The sequence below is a fragment of the Streptomyces sp. NBC_01006 genome, from assembly GCF_045162725.1.
GTDB lineage: Bacteria > Actinomycetota > Actinomycetes > Streptomycetales > Streptomycetaceae > Streptomyces.
In genome coordinates this window covers 5,870,108-5,884,621 of record NZ_CP108700.1, presented here as the reverse complement: position 1 = coordinate 5,884,621, position 14,514 = coordinate 5,870,108, and the positions used below count along the sequence as shown (strand labels likewise).

The 14,514-nt window shown below is 71.3% G+C and carries 16 protein-coding genes and 1 riboswitch; of the genes, 1 reads left to right on the top strand and 15 read right to left on the bottom strand.

The window, feature by feature from the left end; translation table 11 throughout:
* Positions 1-54: 54 nt before the first annotated feature.
* Positions 55-183, bottom strand: a riboswitch (TPP riboswitch).
* Between the two features lie 26 nt (positions 184-209).
* The 6 genes from rlmN to rpsB all read right to left on the bottom strand — a co-directional run bounded on the left by rlmN (position 210) and on the right by rpsB (position 6,025).
* Positions 210-1,322, bottom strand: a complete 1,113-nt coding sequence (rlmN, locus tag OG509_RS27100) for a 23S rRNA (adenine(2503)-C(2))-methyltransferase RlmN (protein WP_053786137.1) — start codon at positions 1,320-1,322, stop codon at positions 210-212.
* A gap of 160 nt (positions 1,323-1,482) precedes the next feature.
* Positions 1,483-2,556 (bottom strand): phosphatidate cytidylyltransferase, encoded by a 1,074-nt coding sequence (locus OG509_RS27095; RefSeq protein ID WP_406185113.1) that lies wholly within the window; start codon positions 2,554-2,556, stop codon positions 1,483-1,485.
* Complete coding sequence (gene frr / locus OG509_RS27090) at positions 2,556-3,113, bottom strand: ribosome recycling factor (RefSeq protein WP_030162526.1); 558 nt, start codon at positions 3,111-3,113, stop codon at positions 2,556-2,558. The genes OG509_RS27095 and frr overlap by 1 nt, the downstream gene beginning before the upstream one ends.
* A gap of 85 nt (positions 3,114-3,198) precedes the next feature.
* Positions 3,199-3,978 (bottom strand): UMP kinase, encoded by a 780-nt coding sequence (gene pyrH / locus OG509_RS27085; protein WP_030162523.1) that lies wholly within the window; start codon positions 3,976-3,978, stop codon positions 3,199-3,201.
* A 163-nt stretch (positions 3,979-4,141) separates the two neighbouring features.
* On the bottom strand, positions 4,142-4,978 hold the full coding sequence (gene tsf, locus OG509_RS27080) for a translation elongation factor Ts (RefSeq protein WP_132757082.1): 837 nt from the start codon (positions 4,976-4,978) through the stop codon (positions 4,142-4,144).
* A 135-nt stretch (positions 4,979-5,113) separates the two neighbouring features.
* Positions 5,114-6,025, bottom strand: coding sequence for a 30S ribosomal protein S2 (gene rpsB / locus OG509_RS27075; RefSeq protein ID WP_406185112.1), 912 nt, complete (start codon positions 6,023-6,025; stop codon positions 5,114-5,116).
* Between the two features lie 251 nt (positions 6,026-6,276).
* Here rpsB and OG509_RS27070 point away from each other — a divergent pair, with 251 nt between their 5' ends.
* A complete protein-coding gene (locus OG509_RS27070; protein WP_406185111.1) occupies positions 6,277-6,732 on the top strand; it encodes a M23 family metallopeptidase in 456 nt (151 codons plus the stop codon).
* Here the strand turns inward: OG509_RS27070 and OG509_RS27065 are convergent.
* The 9 genes from OG509_RS27065 to lepB (OG509_RS27025) all read right to left on the bottom strand — a co-directional run bounded on the left by OG509_RS27065 (position 6,723) and on the right by lepB (OG509_RS27025) (position 14,425).
* Positions 6,723-7,280: a TetR/AcrR family transcriptional regulator gene (locus OG509_RS27065; RefSeq protein WP_385589361.1), complete on the bottom strand. Its 558-nt coding sequence runs from the start codon at positions 7,278-7,280 to the stop codon at positions 6,723-6,725. The two genes, OG509_RS27070 and OG509_RS27065, sit on opposite strands and share 10 nt — an antisense overlap.
* 52 nt (positions 7,281-7,332) lie before the next feature.
* Positions 7,333-8,169 (bottom strand): RNA polymerase sigma factor WhiG, encoded by an 837-nt coding sequence (gene whiG, locus OG509_RS27060; protein ID WP_385589299.1) that lies wholly within the window; start codon positions 8,167-8,169, stop codon positions 7,333-7,335.
* A 209-nt stretch (positions 8,170-8,378) separates the two neighbouring features.
* Positions 8,379-9,632 (bottom strand): DNA-processing protein DprA, encoded by a 1,254-nt coding sequence (gene dprA, locus OG509_RS27055; protein WP_406185110.1) that lies wholly within the window; start codon positions 9,630-9,632, stop codon positions 8,379-8,381.
* A complete protein-coding gene (locus OG509_RS27050; protein ID WP_406185109.1) occupies positions 9,629-11,272 on the bottom strand; it encodes a YifB family Mg chelatase-like AAA ATPase in 1,644 nt (547 codons plus the stop codon). Before OG509_RS27050 ends, dprA begins: the two co-directional genes overlap by 4 nt.
* On the bottom strand, positions 11,272-11,643 hold the full coding sequence (locus tag OG509_RS27045) for a YraN family protein (protein WP_403723959.1): 372 nt from the start codon (positions 11,641-11,643) through the stop codon (positions 11,272-11,274). Before OG509_RS27045 ends, OG509_RS27050 begins: the two co-directional genes overlap by 1 nt.
* Before the next feature lie 162 nt (positions 11,644-11,805).
* Positions 11,806-12,114 carry a DUF2469 domain-containing protein gene (locus OG509_RS27040; protein WP_006139554.1) on the bottom strand — a complete coding sequence of 103 codons (309 nt, stop codon included), beginning with the start codon at positions 12,112-12,114 and terminating at the stop codon, positions 11,806-11,808.
* Between the two features lie 55 nt (positions 12,115-12,169).
* Entirely contained in the window at positions 12,170-12,676 is a 507-nt protein-coding gene (locus OG509_RS27035) for an NUDIX hydrolase (RefSeq protein WP_406185108.1), read from the bottom strand.
* Positions 12,666-13,487, bottom strand: coding sequence for a signal peptidase I (gene lepB / locus OG509_RS27030; RefSeq protein WP_406185107.1), 822 nt, complete (start codon positions 13,485-13,487; stop codon positions 12,666-12,668). The genes OG509_RS27035 and lepB (OG509_RS27030) overlap by 11 nt, the downstream gene beginning before the upstream one ends.
* Positions 13,488-13,531: 44 nt before the next feature.
* Entirely contained in the window at positions 13,532-14,425 is an 894-nt protein-coding gene (lepB, locus tag OG509_RS27025) for a signal peptidase I (RefSeq protein ID WP_406187697.1), read from the bottom strand.
* Positions 14,426-14,514: the final 89 nt, after the last annotated feature.

Below are 14,514 nucleotides of genomic sequence, written 5' to 3'. Positions count from 1 at the left end.
GCGGCCCTGCCCGGGCGCTCCGGTGGAGCGGGCGCCCGGGCAGGGCGCAACAGCTTGAGGTGGTGACCGAACTTCCTACCCAGAATGACCTGGGCAAGGTTCAGAGGGTCTGCGGCCGCTGTGCTTGTCCTAGATAGCGTGTTGCCGCACTCTCAGCGCTGTGGCGCTCCCCTGTCGGAATATGAGTATTCAGATATACGCGGGCCAGCCTACCGCTCGCTCGCGGCGAGCTGACCGCAGGCGCCGTCGATCTCCTGGCCGCGGGTGTCCCGTACGGTCACCGGCACGCCGTGGCGGGCGATGGCCTCCACGAAGGCCTTCTCGTCCTCGGGACGCGAGGCGGTCCACTTCGAGCCCGGCGTCGGGTTCAGCGGGATCAGGTTGACGTGGACGCGCTTGCCCTTGAGCAGCCGGCCGAGGAGGTCGCCGCGCCAGGCCTGGTCGTTGATGTCGCGGATCAGGGCGTACTCGATGGAGATCCGGCGGCCGGACTTCTCGGCGTACTCCCAGGCCGCGTCGAGGACCTCGCGGACCTTCCAGCGGGTGTTCACGGGGACGAGGGTGTCGCGCAGCTCGTCGTCCGGCGCGTGCAGCGAGACCGCGAGGCGGCACTTGAAGCCCTCGTCGGCGAAGCGCAGCATCGCCGGGACGAGGCCGACGGTGGAGACGGTGATGCCGCGCTGCGACAGGCCCAGGCCGTCGGGCTCGGGGTCGGTGAGGCGGCGGATGGCGCCGACGACCCGCTTGTAGTTGGCCAGCGGCTCGCCCATGCCCATGAAGACGATGTTGGACAGCCGGGCCGGGCCGCCGGGGACCTCGCCGTCGCGCAGCGCGCGCATGCCGTCGACGATCTGGTGGACGATCTCGGCGGTGGACAGGTTGCGGTCCAGGCCCGCCTGGCCGGTGGCGCAGAACGGGCAGTTCATGCCGCAGCCGGCCTGCGAGGAGATGCACATGGTGACCCGGTCGGGGTAGCGCATCAGCACGGACTCGACGAGCGTGCCGTCGTGCAGCTTCCACAGGGTCTTGCGCGTGGTGTCGTCGTCGCACGAGATGTGCCGGATGACGTTCATCAGCTCGGGCAGCAGTTCCTGCTGGAGCTTCTCCCGCGAGCCCGCCGGGATGTCGGTCCACTCGGCCGGGTCGTGCGCGTACCGGGCGAAGTAGTGCTGTGAGAGCTGCTTGGCCCGGAAGGGCTTCTCGCCGATCGCGGCGACCGCCTCGCGACGCTCCTCGGGCGTGAGGTCGGCGAGATGCCGGGGCGGCTTCTTGGCCCCGCGAGGGGCGACGAAGGTGAGCTCTCCCGGGACAGGGCGGGCCATGGCTGGTACTCCTCGTAAGACGAAAGGCGCGCCGCAGAAGCAGCGCGCCTTTCAAGAGTAACCGCCCCGACCCACCCGAAGCCTTCGTACGTACGTCGTCCCAGCTCAGCGGGGTTGCCCTGGTGAACCGCCCGCCGGTCGGAAGCCGCGGGGCCCGGTTTCAGCCGGTGCCGACGAAGGCGGCGAGCAGCAGCCACACCACAGGGGCGGTCGGCAGCAGGGAGTCGAGCCGGTCCATGATGCCGCCGTGGCCCGGGAGGAGCGTGCCCATGTCCTTGATGCCCAGGTCCCGCTTGATCATCGACTCACCGAGGTCGCCCAGCGTGGCGCTGACCGCGACCGCGAGACCGAGCAGCAGGCCCTGCCACCACACGCCCCCGTCGATCAGGAACTCCATGCAGAGCGCGCCGGCCGCCATCGCGAAGGCCACCGCGCCGAGCAGCCCCTCGCGGGTCTTGCCGGGGCTGATGCGCGGCGCCAGCTTGGTCTTGCCGAAGCGCCAGCCCACCGCGTACGCCCCGGTGTCGCTGACCACGGTCAGCAGCAGGAACGTGACCACGCGCTCCGGCCCGTCGTCGGCGGTGAGCAGCATCGCGACGAAGGTGGCCAGGAAGGGCACGTAGAACGCCGCGAAGACGCCCGCCGTGACGTCCTTGAGGTAGTCCTCGGGCGGTTCGGTCATCCGCCAGACCAGGACCGCCAGCGCGGTCAGGGCCATGGCCACCCAGGCACCCTCGGCCCCCCGGACGTACCCGGCGATGACCATGGCGGCGCCGCCGACCGCGAGCGGGACGAGCGGCGCCTTGATGCCCTTCTTCTCCTGGAGCCGGGAGGTGAGCTCCCACAGGCCCACGACGACCGCGACGACGATGACGCCGACGAAGACCGCCTTGACGATGAACAGCGAAGCGAAGATCACCGCACCGAGGCCGACACCGACCCCTATGGCGGCACGCAGGTCTCGCCCCGCCCGCTTCTTCGGCGGCGGCGTGGCGTCCTGCGGTGCCTGCGAGGGCGGGGGCGGGGGGCTGGGCATGGGCTCCTGCGGCGGCGTCTCGGCGCGGAACGGGGGGCTGCCTTCGGCGGCGGCCCCCCGATCGCGTGCTTCCCGGTCGTCGAAGTCACGGCCGGCGGCATCGGGCACGATGGGCATGGGCCGAGTGTGCGTGCCCACCAGCGCATCGTATGCGGGACCCGCCGGAACCGGCTCCGTGGCCCAGGGAGAGTCGTTCATCAGACTTCGAGGAGCTCGGCTTCCTTGTGCTTGAGCAGCTCGTCGACCTGCGCGACGTACTTCGCGGTGGTGTCGTCGAGCTCCTTCTCCGCGCGGCGCACCTCGTCCTCGCCGGACTCCTTGTCCTTGACGAGCTTGTCGAGGGAGTCCTTCGCCTTGCGGCGGACGGCGCGGATCGAGACCTTGGAGTCCTCGGCCTTGGTGCGCGCGACCTTGATGTACTCCTTGCGGCGGTCCTGCGTCAGCTCGGGGAAGGTCACCCGGATGATATTGCCGTCGTTGCTGGGGTTGACGCCCAGGTCGGAGTCGCGGATGGCCTGCTCGATGTTGCGCAGGGCGCTCTTGTCGAACGGGGTCACGATCGCCATGCGCGGCTCGGGCACCGAGAAGGACGCGAGCTGGTTGATGGGCGTGATGGCGCCGTAGTAGTCCGCCACGATCTTGTTGAACATCGCCGGGTGCGCACGACCGGTGCGGATCGCCGCGAAGTCTTCCTTGGCGACGACGACGGCCTTCTCCATCTTCTCCTCGGCCTCGAGGAGGATTTCTTCGATCACCACGTGCTCCTGCATGTCAGATATGGATGGTTCAGGCGGGCGGGGCGGGCTCGGCCCAGTGGGGCCGGGCCCGGCGTCGAGACGCTCAGGCCCGGGTGCCCTGGTCGCTCACGAGCGTGCCGATCTTCTCACCCTTGACGGCGCGGGCGATATTGCCCTCGGCGAGCAGCTCGAAGACCAGGATCGGCAGCTTGTTGTCGCGGCACAGCGTGATGGCGGTGGCGTCGGCGACCTTCAGGTCGCGGGACAGCACCTCGCTGTACTCCAGCGCGTCGAACTTCACCGCGTCGGGGTTCTTCTTCGGGTCGGAGTCGTAGACCCCGTCGACACCGTTCTTGCCCATGAGCAGGGCCTCGGCGTCGATCTCCAGGGCCCGCTGGGCGGCCGTGGTGTCGGTGGAGAAGTACGGCATGCCCATGCCGGCGCCGAAGATCACGACGCGGCCCTTCTCCAGGTGCCGCACGGCGCGCAGCGGGATGTACGGCTCCGCGACCTGCCCCATGGTGATGGCGGTCTGCACACGGGAGTCGATGCCTTCCTTCTCCAGGAAGTCCTGGAGGGCGAGGCAGTTCATGACGGTGCCGAGCATGCCCATGTAGTCGGACCGCGCACGGTCCATGCCGCGCTGCTGGAGTTCGGCGCCGCGGAAGAAGTTTCCGCCGCCGATGACGACGGCGATCTCCGCGCCGTCACGGACCACCGCGGCGATTTCGCGCGCGATGGCATGGACGACGTCGGGGTCGACGCCCAGTCCTCCACCACCGGAGAAGGCTTCGCCCGACAGCTTCAGCATGAAGCGGCGGCCCTTCTTGTCGTGGTCGCTCTTGTCGTCGGAAGCGGTGTGGGGGTCCACGCCCTGATTCATGGAGATCTCCTCGTGCACATACGAAGAAGGCCATTGCCGGTGGGTCCTCGCGGTTCCCTCTACGGCAATGGCCTCCTCGTCAGATCTGCGGTCGTTCCGCGCGCACGCGGACGACTGCTTCAGACCCTACCGGGGTCCGGTGTCCGTCGTTGTAAGGACGGACTCAGATGCCGACCTTGATGCGCGAGAAACGCACCAGGGTGACACCGGCCTCGTCCAGAACCTTCTGGACGGACTTCTTGGCGTCCAGGGCGTACGCCTGGCCAAGAAGCGTGTTGTCGCGGAAGAAGCCGTTGACACGACCCTCGACGATCTTCGGCAGGGCGGCCTCGGGCTTGCCCTCCGCGCGGGTGACCTCTTCGGCGACGCGGCGCTCGGACTCGACGACCTCGGCCGGGACGTCCTCGGCGGACAGCCACTTCGGCGCGAACGCGGCGATGTGCTGCGCGACACCGCGGGCGACCTCGGCGTTGGGCTTGTCGAGCTCGACCAGGACACCGATCTGGAACGGCAGGTCGGGCATGGTGCGGTGCATGTACGCCGTGACGTAACCGCCGGTGAACTGCGCGAAGCGGTCCAGGACGATCTTCTCGCCGAGGTTGGCGTTCGCCTCGTCCACGAAGGCCGTGACGGTCTTGCCGGGGGCGATCTCGGACGCGAGGAGCGTCTCGATGTCGGCCGGGGAGGTGGCGGCGACGTGCGCGGCCAGCTCGTTGGCGACGGCGAGGAACTTCTCGCCCTTCGCGACGAAGTCCGTCTCGCACTTCAGCTCGACGATGACACCGGAGGTGTTGTCGTCGGCGATGAGGGACACGACGGCACCGTTCTCGGCAGAACGGCCCTCGCGCTTGGCGACGCCCTTCTGACCCTTGATACGGAGCGCCTCGACGGCCTTGTCGACGTCACCGTCGGAGTCGACCAGCGCGTTCTTGCAGTCCAGCATGCCGGCGCCGGTGAGCTCGCGGAGCTTCTTGACGTCAGCGGCGGTGTAGTTCGCCATGAGTCTGTGATTCTCTCTCGAAGTCGTAGATCTACGGGTGAACGGCGGAGGAGGCGCGCACCAGGCGCGGCTCCCCCGCCGTCATCGTCCGTGCTGCGAGTGCCCGGCGGATGAACGCCGGGCTCTCTCAGAGGGTCAGGCCTGCTCGGCGTCGGCGGCCGGAGCCTCGACGACGGCCTCGGCCGCGGGGGCCTCAGCCGCGGGGGCCTCGGCGGCGGGGGCCTCGACAGCGGCCTCGGCCGGGGCGGCCTCAGCATCGTCAGCCTTCTTCTCACCCTCGAGCAGGTCGCGCTCCCACTCGGCGAGCGGCTCGGCGGCGGCCTTCTCGCCCGGCTTCGAGTCACCGGTCGCAGCGCCGGAGCGGGCGATGAGGCCCTCGGCGACGGCGTCGGCGATCACGCGGGTGAGCAGGGTGACGGAGCGGATCGCGTCGTCGTTGCCCGGGATCTTGTAGTCGACCTCGTCGGGGTCGCAGTTGGTGTCGAGGATCGCGACGACCGGGATGTGGAGCTTGCGCGCCTCACCGACGGCGATGTGCTCCTTCTTGGTGTCGACGATCCAGACGGCGCTGGGGACCTTCGACATCTCGCGGATACCACCGAGGGTCTTCTCCAGCTTGATCTTCTCGCGGGAGAGGACCAGGAGCTCCTTCTTGGTGAGACCCGAGGCGGCGACGTCCTCGAAGTCGATCGCCTCAAGCTCCTTCAGACGCTGGAGGCGCTTGTAGACGGTGGAGAAGTTGGTGAGCATGCCACCCAGCCAGCGCTGGTTGACGTACGGCATACCAACGCGCGTCGCCTGCTCGGCGATGGCCTCCTGGGCCTGCTTCTTGGTACCGACGAACATGATGGAGCCGCCGTGGGCGACGGTCTCCTTGACGAACTCGTAGGCGCGGTCGATGTACGACAGCGACTGGAGCAGGTCGATGATGTAGATGCCGTTGCGCTCGGTGAAGATGAAGCGCTTCATCTTCGGGTTCCAGCGACGGGTCTGGTGACCGAAGTGGACGCCGCTTTCCAGCAGCTCCCGCATCGTTACGACGGCCATGGCCATCTCCTTGGTTTCTCGGTTTGGTTCCTGACGCCCCACCGCGTCCTGCCCCCGACGAAGGGGACCGAGAGACGCTTTCACCCGGCCTGAGCGGCTGGTGCTGGGGCGTGCGAAGTCGACCCGGTGACCCGGATCGCCGTAAGAAGTGTACGGGACCGGGCGGTATGCCAGGTGACGCCGTTGTCCACACCCGGCCGCTTGTCCACAGGCCCGCTCACGCTGCGCGACGGGGCGGCAACCTGGACGGCATGACGACACTGCTGCTCACGCTGCTCCTGACCCTGTCCCAGTCTCTCGCTCCCGGGGCCCGGCCGCTCCCGCCGCCACTGGTGGTGGCGCGCTGGTGGGATCCGCCCCCGACCCCGTACGCGGCGGGGCACCGCGGGGTGGACCTGGCCGCCCCGGCGGGAGCGCGGATCAGGGCGGTCGGCCCGGGGCGGGTGCATTTCGCGGGCCCGGTGGCCGGGCGCGGGGTCCTGTCCCTGACCCTCCCGGGCGGCCTGCGCACCACATACGAACCGGTCCGGCCGCTGGTCACGGAGGGTGAGGAGGTCTCGACCGGCCAGGTGGTGGCGGTCCTCACGGAGGGCACGCACTGCGGCGGCCCCTGCCTGCACTGGGGCCTGCTCTCGGGCACGGCGTACCTGAATCCGCTGACCCTCCTGCCGCGCCCCACACCCAGACTGCTGCCGAATCAGCCCTGAACGCCCCGCAGGGCCATGGCCACGGCGGCCTCGGTGACCACACCGGGATCCTCCGCGGCGCCCAGCTCGATGCGCCGCACGGCCGCATCGACGACCCCCTGGAGCAGCATCGCCGCGAGCCGGGGCTGCTCGTGCCCGAGGGCACCCAGCGCCTCCACGATCATCGCCACGAGCCCCCCGTGGGCGGCCCGGATCTTCTCCCGCGCCCCCGCGTCCAGCTCACTGGCCGAGATCGCGACCACCGCCCGGTGCCGCCGGTCCCCGACCAGCCCCAGCTGGCTCCGTACGTAGGCCTCGACCTTGGCCTCGGGCGACTCGGCCTGCTCCATCGCCGCCTCGATCTCGGCGGCCCACACGGGGAAGTCCACCGCGCACAGCTCTTCGACCACGGCCGCGCGGGAGCGGAAGTACTCGTACACGGAGGACCGGGCGAGGCCGGTGCGCTCCGCCAGGGCGGGGAAGGTCAGCGCTTCCGTCCCGCCTTCGGACAACAGGGAGCGCGCGGCGTCCAGCAGGGCGCCGCGCTGCATCGACCGGTGCTCGGCCACGGAGGCCGCTCGAATCCTGGGCACGCGTCCACTCTACGGAGGTGCCGCAAGCTCACCGGCCGACATCCGCCAGCTTGGCCCGCAGCTGGAGCACCGACTTGGTGTGGATCTGGCTGACCCTGCTCTCGGTGACGCCCAGTACGTTGCCGATCTCGGCCAGCGTGAGGCCCTCGTAGTAGTACAGCGTGACCACGGTCTTCTCGCGTTCCGGCAGGGTGTTGATCGCCCTGGCCAGGAGCCTGCGCAGCTCGCGGTCCTCGGCCACCTCCACCGGGTTGTCGGCGGCGGTGTCCTCCAGGGTGTCCATCAGCGAGAGGCGGTCGCCGCCCTCGCCGCCGACGTGCAGCAGCTCCTCCAGGGCGACCACGTTGGCCAGCGACAACTGACTGAACACGGCGTGGAGTTCCTCCACGGCGATGCCCATCTCGCCGGCGACCTCGTGCTCGGTCGGGGTGCGGCGCAGCTGGGCTTCGAGGGTGGCGTAGGCCCGCTCCACGGCCCTCGCCTTCTGCCGGACCGAGCGCGGGATCCAGTCCAGGGCGCGCAGCTCGTCGATCATCGCGCCCCGGATGCGGGTGATCGCGTACGTCTCGAACTTGATGGACCGCTCGATGTCGAACTTCTCGATGGCGTCGATCAGCCCGAAGACCCCGGAGGAGACGAAGTCGGCCTGTTCCACATTGGGCGGCAGACCCACGCTGACCCGGCCTGCCACGTACTTCACCAGGGGCGAGTAGTGCAGGATCAGCTGCTCCCGCAGCCGCTCGTCACCGCTCTCCTTGTACGAGCGCCACAGCACCTCGAGGGACGAGGGCGCGGTGGTCCGCACGCTGCCGCGGGCAGCGGGGGGCACCGCAGCGCGGTCAGACCCTGAGGTGTGCTGGGGCATGCTTCGCCTTTGCCGGAGCCGGATTCCTTGGGAGCGTAGCGTGACGGAAGTGTCGCGGTGCGCGAAGAGTACGGGATCGCGCATGGGCACCGGGGCGTCCTGACTCGCGCGGGCGACCCGGGACCGGCGCCTGGCGCTCGGTCCCGGCGGCTGCCACCGGGGAGACCGCGTCTCTCATCGGCTTCACTCTTTCACCGGAACACCCCAGGTCAATGACCGCCTCGCCGGATGCCGCCGGTTTGTGTGCCTCCTTCAGGTGATTGTGTGGTCAACTGCCAGCCCTCGCCCTGCCGTTCGACGAACCCCAGAGAGTGAAGTTCGTACAGTCTGCCGATGACTTCATCGGTTCCGGTGCCGGCGGCGAGGGCCACTTGGTCCGCGTGCGCGAGGCGGCCGGCCGGCATGGCTTCGAGCACGCGGGCGGTGTCCCGGTCCAGCAAGTCCCGGGCGAGCACCGGGCCGCGCCGCTCGGGGGCCAGTTCGCCCATGCCGCCGACGAGCTCGACCACTTCCGCGGCGTCCGTGACGAGCACGGCCTCGCCGCGCAGCAGTTCGTGCACCCCGCCCGAGAGCCCGCTGGTGGCCGGGCCGGGAACGCCCATGGTGAACCGCCCGAGCTGCTGGGCCCGCCGGGCTGTGACCAGGGAGCCGCTGCGGTGGGCCGCCTCGACCACCACGGTGCCCCGGGTCAGTGCGGCGATGACCCGGTTGCGCAGCACGAACCGGCTCGCGGTCGGGTGGCTTCCGGGCGGCAGCTCCCCCAGTACGATCCCCTGCGCGGCGATCCGGCCGAGCAACTCGGCGTGGCCGCGCGGGTAGGCGATGTCCACGCCGCATGCGAGCACCGCGGCGGTGGCGCCGCCCGAGGCGAGGGCCCCTCGATGGGCCGCGCCGTCGACCCCGTACGCCGCTCCCGAGACCACCACCCAGCCCCGCTCGGCGAGTCCGCCGGCCAGGGTCTGGGCCATGTGCGCGCCGTACGGGGTGCAGGCCCGGGCCCCGACCACGGCGACGGAGCGCAGTGCCCAGGTCCGCAGGTCCGGCCGGCCCCGTAACCAGAGCCCGATGGGCCGGGCGTCACCGAGGTCGTCCAGCTGGGTCGGCCACTGCGGGGAGCCGGGGCAGATGAACCGGCCGCCACTGCGGGCCGCGGCCGCCAGGTCCCGCCGGGGGTCGGCGAGCGCGGCCCGTCCGCGGTAGCCGGCGAGCCGCTGCTCCCCCACCCCGGTGAGGGCCGCCGCCGCGGTGTCCGGGCCGGTCAGCAGCCGTATCAACCCGACGGCGCCGTGCTCGCGCAGCCACCGCCCGCCGTGCTCGTCCCCGGGCTCCAACACCCGGGTCAGCGCCGCCCGCGCCAGCACCTCCTGGTCGGGCTCGGCCGCCGTCCAGGACCCGTCGACCGGCTCGGAACCACTCGCCGGTCCGGTCCCGTACGCCTGCTCGGGCCCCTCCGCGGTGCTCATGACTGCGCCCCCATGGCCAGGGCCGCCCCGCGGGCGATGCCGGTGCGCAGTTCGAGGGCGACGGCCACGTCCAGGGCCTCGGGGCGGTCCCGGCCGCGCAGGTCGGCCACGGTCCAGGCGACCCGCAGCACCCGGTCCAGCCCGCGGGCGGTGAGCAGCCCGCGCTCCAGGTCGCGTTCGGCCTGGGCCAGCGCCCCGGGGGCCGCCTGCCAGCGGGTGCGCAGCTCGTGCCCGGGCACCTCGGCGTTGAGCCGCCACGGGGTGTCGGCGAGCCGGGCCGCGGTGCGGTCCCTGGCTTCTCGCACCCGGTCGGCTACGACCGCCGTGGACTCCCCGCGGCCCCCGCGCCCCAGCAGGTCGGAGCGGGTGACCGGCTCGACCTCCACCCGCAGGTCCACCCGGTCCAGCAGCGGCCCCGACAGCCTGGCCTGGTAGCGCCGGATCACCGAGGCCGGGCACTCGCAGCCGGCCCCGAGCAGGGTGTGGCGCCCGCACGGGCAGGGGTTCGCCGCGAGGACCATCAGGAACCTGGCCGGCAGCCGCACCACCCCCGCGGCCCGGGCGATCACCACGTGCCCCGATTCCAGGGGCTGGCGCAGCGCGTCCAGCGCCTTCGTACTGAACTCGGCGGCCTCGTCGAGGAACAGCACGCCCCGGTGGGCCAGGGAGACCGCCCCGGGCCGCGGCACCCCCGCCCCGCCACCGACCAGGGACTGCATGGTCGCCGAATGGTGCGGCGCGCAGTACGGGGGCCGGGCCACCAGCGGTTCGCCCGGCGGCAGGACCCCGGCGACCGAGTGCACGGCCGTGACCTCCAGGGAGTCCTGCCGGCACAGCGGCGGGAGGATCCAGGGGATCCGCTCGGCCAGCATCGTCTTGCCGGCTCCCGGCGGTCCGCTGAGGAAGAGGTGGTGGCCCCCGGAGGCGGCCACCTCCAGGGCCCGGCGGGCGCCGTGCTGCCCGGCGACATCGGAGAGGTCGGGGAAGTCCGGGACCTCCCCCGCCTCTCCGGCCCGGCCCCCGCCTCGGGAGATCCCCGTGCCGATGCCCGCGCCCGGGACCACCAGCCCGGCCAGCATCGGATCGGGCCGCCCCAGCGGATCGGGCGGTTCCTCCTCGGGGACCTCCCCGTCGGTGAGGACCGCGATCAGCTGGCGCAGGCTGCGCACGCCGAGCACGCTGACGTCCGGGACGAGCATGGCCTCGGCGGCGCACTGCTGCGGCACCACCACGTTCCGGTACCCGGCGTCGGCCGCGGCGAGGACCGCGGGCAGGATGCCCCGCACCGGCCGCACCCGGCCGTCCAGCCCCAGCTCCCCGATGAGCACCAGATCGGCGATGGCGGCGGGGTCGACCACCTCGGCGGCGCCCAGCACGGCGGCCGCGACGGCCAGGTCGAATCCCGCGCCCGATTTCGGAACGGAAGCCGGGCTGAGCCCGACCGTGAGCTTCTTCTGCGGCCAGGTCGCGCCGGAGTTCACGACAGCGGCCCGCACCCGGTCCCGGCTCTCGGTCAGGGTCTTGTCGGGCAGCCCCACCAGGGTGAAAGCGGCGAGCCCCGGCTCCAGATCGGCCTGGACCTCCACCACCACGCCGTCGACACCCACCAGGGCAACCGAGCAGGCTCGTGCGAAACCCATCACGCCACCCCCCGGACGTGCTCCACCACGGCCGCACCGCGCCGCGGCAGCAGGACTCCCACGAGGTCGATCCGCACCCCGCCCGGGGGTGGTCCGCCGTGGTCGGCGAGCCAGCGCCCGGCGAGCCGGCGCAGTCGCTCGGCCTTGCCGGGGCGGACGGCCGCCATCGGGTGTTCGAAATCCCCCGCCCGGCGCGTCTTGACCTCGCACACGACGAGGGCGTCCCCGTCCCGCGCGACGATGTCGATCTCCCCGCTGCGGCACCGCCAGTTCCGCGCGATCACCGTCATGCCGGCCTCGGTCAGCCTCCGCGCGGCGAGCTCCTCGCCGTACCGCCCCAACGCCTGCCGTGCCACGCCCTTCGCGTTCATCGGGCACCACCTCCGCCCCCGACGATCCCGCGGCCCCGCCCACCCTGTGGATCTTGGTGGACAGCGAGGGCATTGTGGACAACCCCCTCACCCCTGAGGGTGAAACCGGGAAGGCCGGGACGGTGGCCGCGAGAGCGCGCGCGGGCGGCGAAGGGACGGGCGTCAGCTGCCCGGCAGTTCGAGATCGCTCTTGTTGAGCTCCTCGATGTTCACGTCCTTGAAGGTCAGCACCCGCACCTGCTTCACGAAGCGGGCCGGCCGGTACATGTCCCACACCCAGGCGTCGGCCATCGTGACCTCGAAGAACACCTCCCCCTGGACCGAGTGCACCTGCATCTCGTAGTCGTTCGTGAGGTAGAAACGACGTTCGGTCTCGATCACGTACTTGAACAGCCCGACGACGTCGCGGTACTCGCGATAGAGCTTCAGCTCCATCTCGGTCTCGTACTTCTCGAGGTCCTCGGCGCTCATGGCATGTTCCCCTTCAGCCGTGCGTCCCCCTATTGTGCGCCAGGCCCGTGCGCCCCTAAACGATTTCGGGGGCCAGGACCACCGGCGCACCCGGGGGACCGTCGTCGAGCAGCGTACGGAGCAGCTCGGCGAGTCTGGTCGGGTACACCGTCTCATGGGCCGAGAGAAGTTCCTCGGAGGTCCACCACCTGGCACCGCTGACGCTGCGTCGCTCCAGCTCGGTGAGCCCGCTCAGCTCGGTCCGCGTCCGCGTGGTCCGGGCCAGGTAGTACCACTCGTCCTGCTCCCAGCGCCGCCCGTCGAACGGGAACGAGCAGTACCGCTGCCACAGCACCGGCCCCAGATCCACCTCTGTGATCCCCGTCTCCTCGGCGAGCTCCCGCAGCGCGGCCTGCTCCCGGGTCTCGCCGCCTTCGAGCCCGCCGCCCGGGGTGAACCACCAGTGGTCCGCGGGATTGTCCGGTTCGAAGCCGTGCAGCAGCAGGATCCGGTCCGCGGGGTCCAGCAGGATCACCCGGGACACCTTGCGGGGGCCGCCCGCGCCGGCCGCGTCAGCGGGCACCGGCCGGCTCCCGCCGCCGCCCGCGCCGCAGGACCCGTACGAGGGGCCCGTACGCGGCCCCCAGCAGCACCAGGGCGGCTCCGGCCACCACCACGGCCGCTTGGAGGCGCAGCGGCCCCGGCCGCGAGGTCCCTCCGGGAAGGGAGGCGTAGGTGGCGGGCCGCTCCAGCATCTTCACCGTGGGCCAGGCGAGGGCGTCGACCCGGGCCTGGACCGCGGACCGCGGCACGGTGCCCTGGCCGGCCTCCTGGAGGTGGGCCCGGGAGTCGAGCGAGGCGGCGCGCTCGTCGCCCAGCAGGAAGAGGTTGCCCTCGGGCACCGTGACCTCGAAGGGGGTGTCGGAGGCCGGCACGGCGGCGCTGCTCGCGGCCGCCCCCTCGGGCAGGGCGTGCTCGAGGTACGGCTCGTCGAGCTCCTTGCCGTTCACGGTGAGGCGGCCTCCCGCCCCGCAGCACTTCACGGTGTCGCCGCCGATGGCGACGACACGCTTGACCATGGGCGTGTCGCTCCACGTGTGGTCGGTGAACACGACCACGTCGCCGCGCCGCACCTGACCGCCGTCGATCCGCTGCGCGATCACGTGGTCCCCGGGGTTCACCGTCGGCATCATCGAGTCGGTCGGCACCGTGTACGGCCTGTAGGTGAAGGCCCCCCAGGCGAAGGCGCCCAGGAAGAGCACAAAGCCGACGGCCACGGCGACTCCCGACAGCACGTTGCCGAGACCGCCGCGGCCGTCCTTGCCACCGCGTGTTCCTCCGGTACCGCGGATGCCCTCGGTACCGCTTGTCCGCGTATTCAGCGTTTCGCCCATTGCAGCGCCCCCACACTTCCGGGATCGACGACCTGGGCGGCACCCTACCTGCCGGTAGTCCCGCTGGTCAGCCTCCGCCGACGCCACATGACGACCGGAACCGCTCCGGCCAGGCCCAGCGCGGCCGGTCCGAGCCCGACGGGCGCCAGCCCTGCGGCCCCGAGGCCCATCGCGGTCGCCCTGGTCTGGTTACCGATGCCCGGCTGGTCGAAGGTGTCCGGGATGGGCAGGGTCGCCCACCGGGTGATCGGCCAGGCCACGACCACGGCCCGTCCGACGACCTTGTCGACGGGCACGAACCCCTGGGTGGAGTCCTGCATGTGGTAGCGGGAGTCCTGCGAGTTCTGCCGGTGGTCGCCCATCACCCAGATCTTGCCCTTGGGCACCGTGATCGGACCGAACGGGGCGTCGTCGCACGGGGTGTTGCCCGGGTAGATGTACGGCTCGTCGAGCTCCTTGCCGTTGACGACGACCGGGCCGCCCTTCTTGCACTCGACCGTGTCACCGCCGATGGCGATGGTCCGCTTGATCAGGTCCTTCTCGTCCGCGGACGGCATCAGGCCGATCTTGCTGAGGACCTGCTGCGCGAAGTTGGGCTCCGGGGTGGGCTCCCCGGCCAGCCAGCTCGCGGGGTCGTGGAAGACCACGACCTCGCCGCGCTCGGGCTCAGAACCGAACCACGGCGTCAGCTTGTCCACGAGCACCCGGTCGCCGCGCTGCAGGGTGTTCTGCATCGAGTCGGACGGGATCGAGAACGCCTGCACCAGGAAGGTCTTGATCAGTAGGGCGAGCAGCAGGGCGATGCCGACGAGGAGCGGGAGCTCCTTCCAGAACGAGCGGTGCGGCTTCGCCTCGGCACCACTGTCCTCGGCCTCGCGCTCGGCATCGTCCGGCCGCTCCTCGCCTTCATCGCGTCCGGATCGCGCGCCTACCGCCACATCCCCCACATCCACTCCTCAACCTCGCAGATCGCCGCCCGCGCCGAATCGGATACGGGCCCTCCCCTCCCTTAACGAGCGGGAGTTCC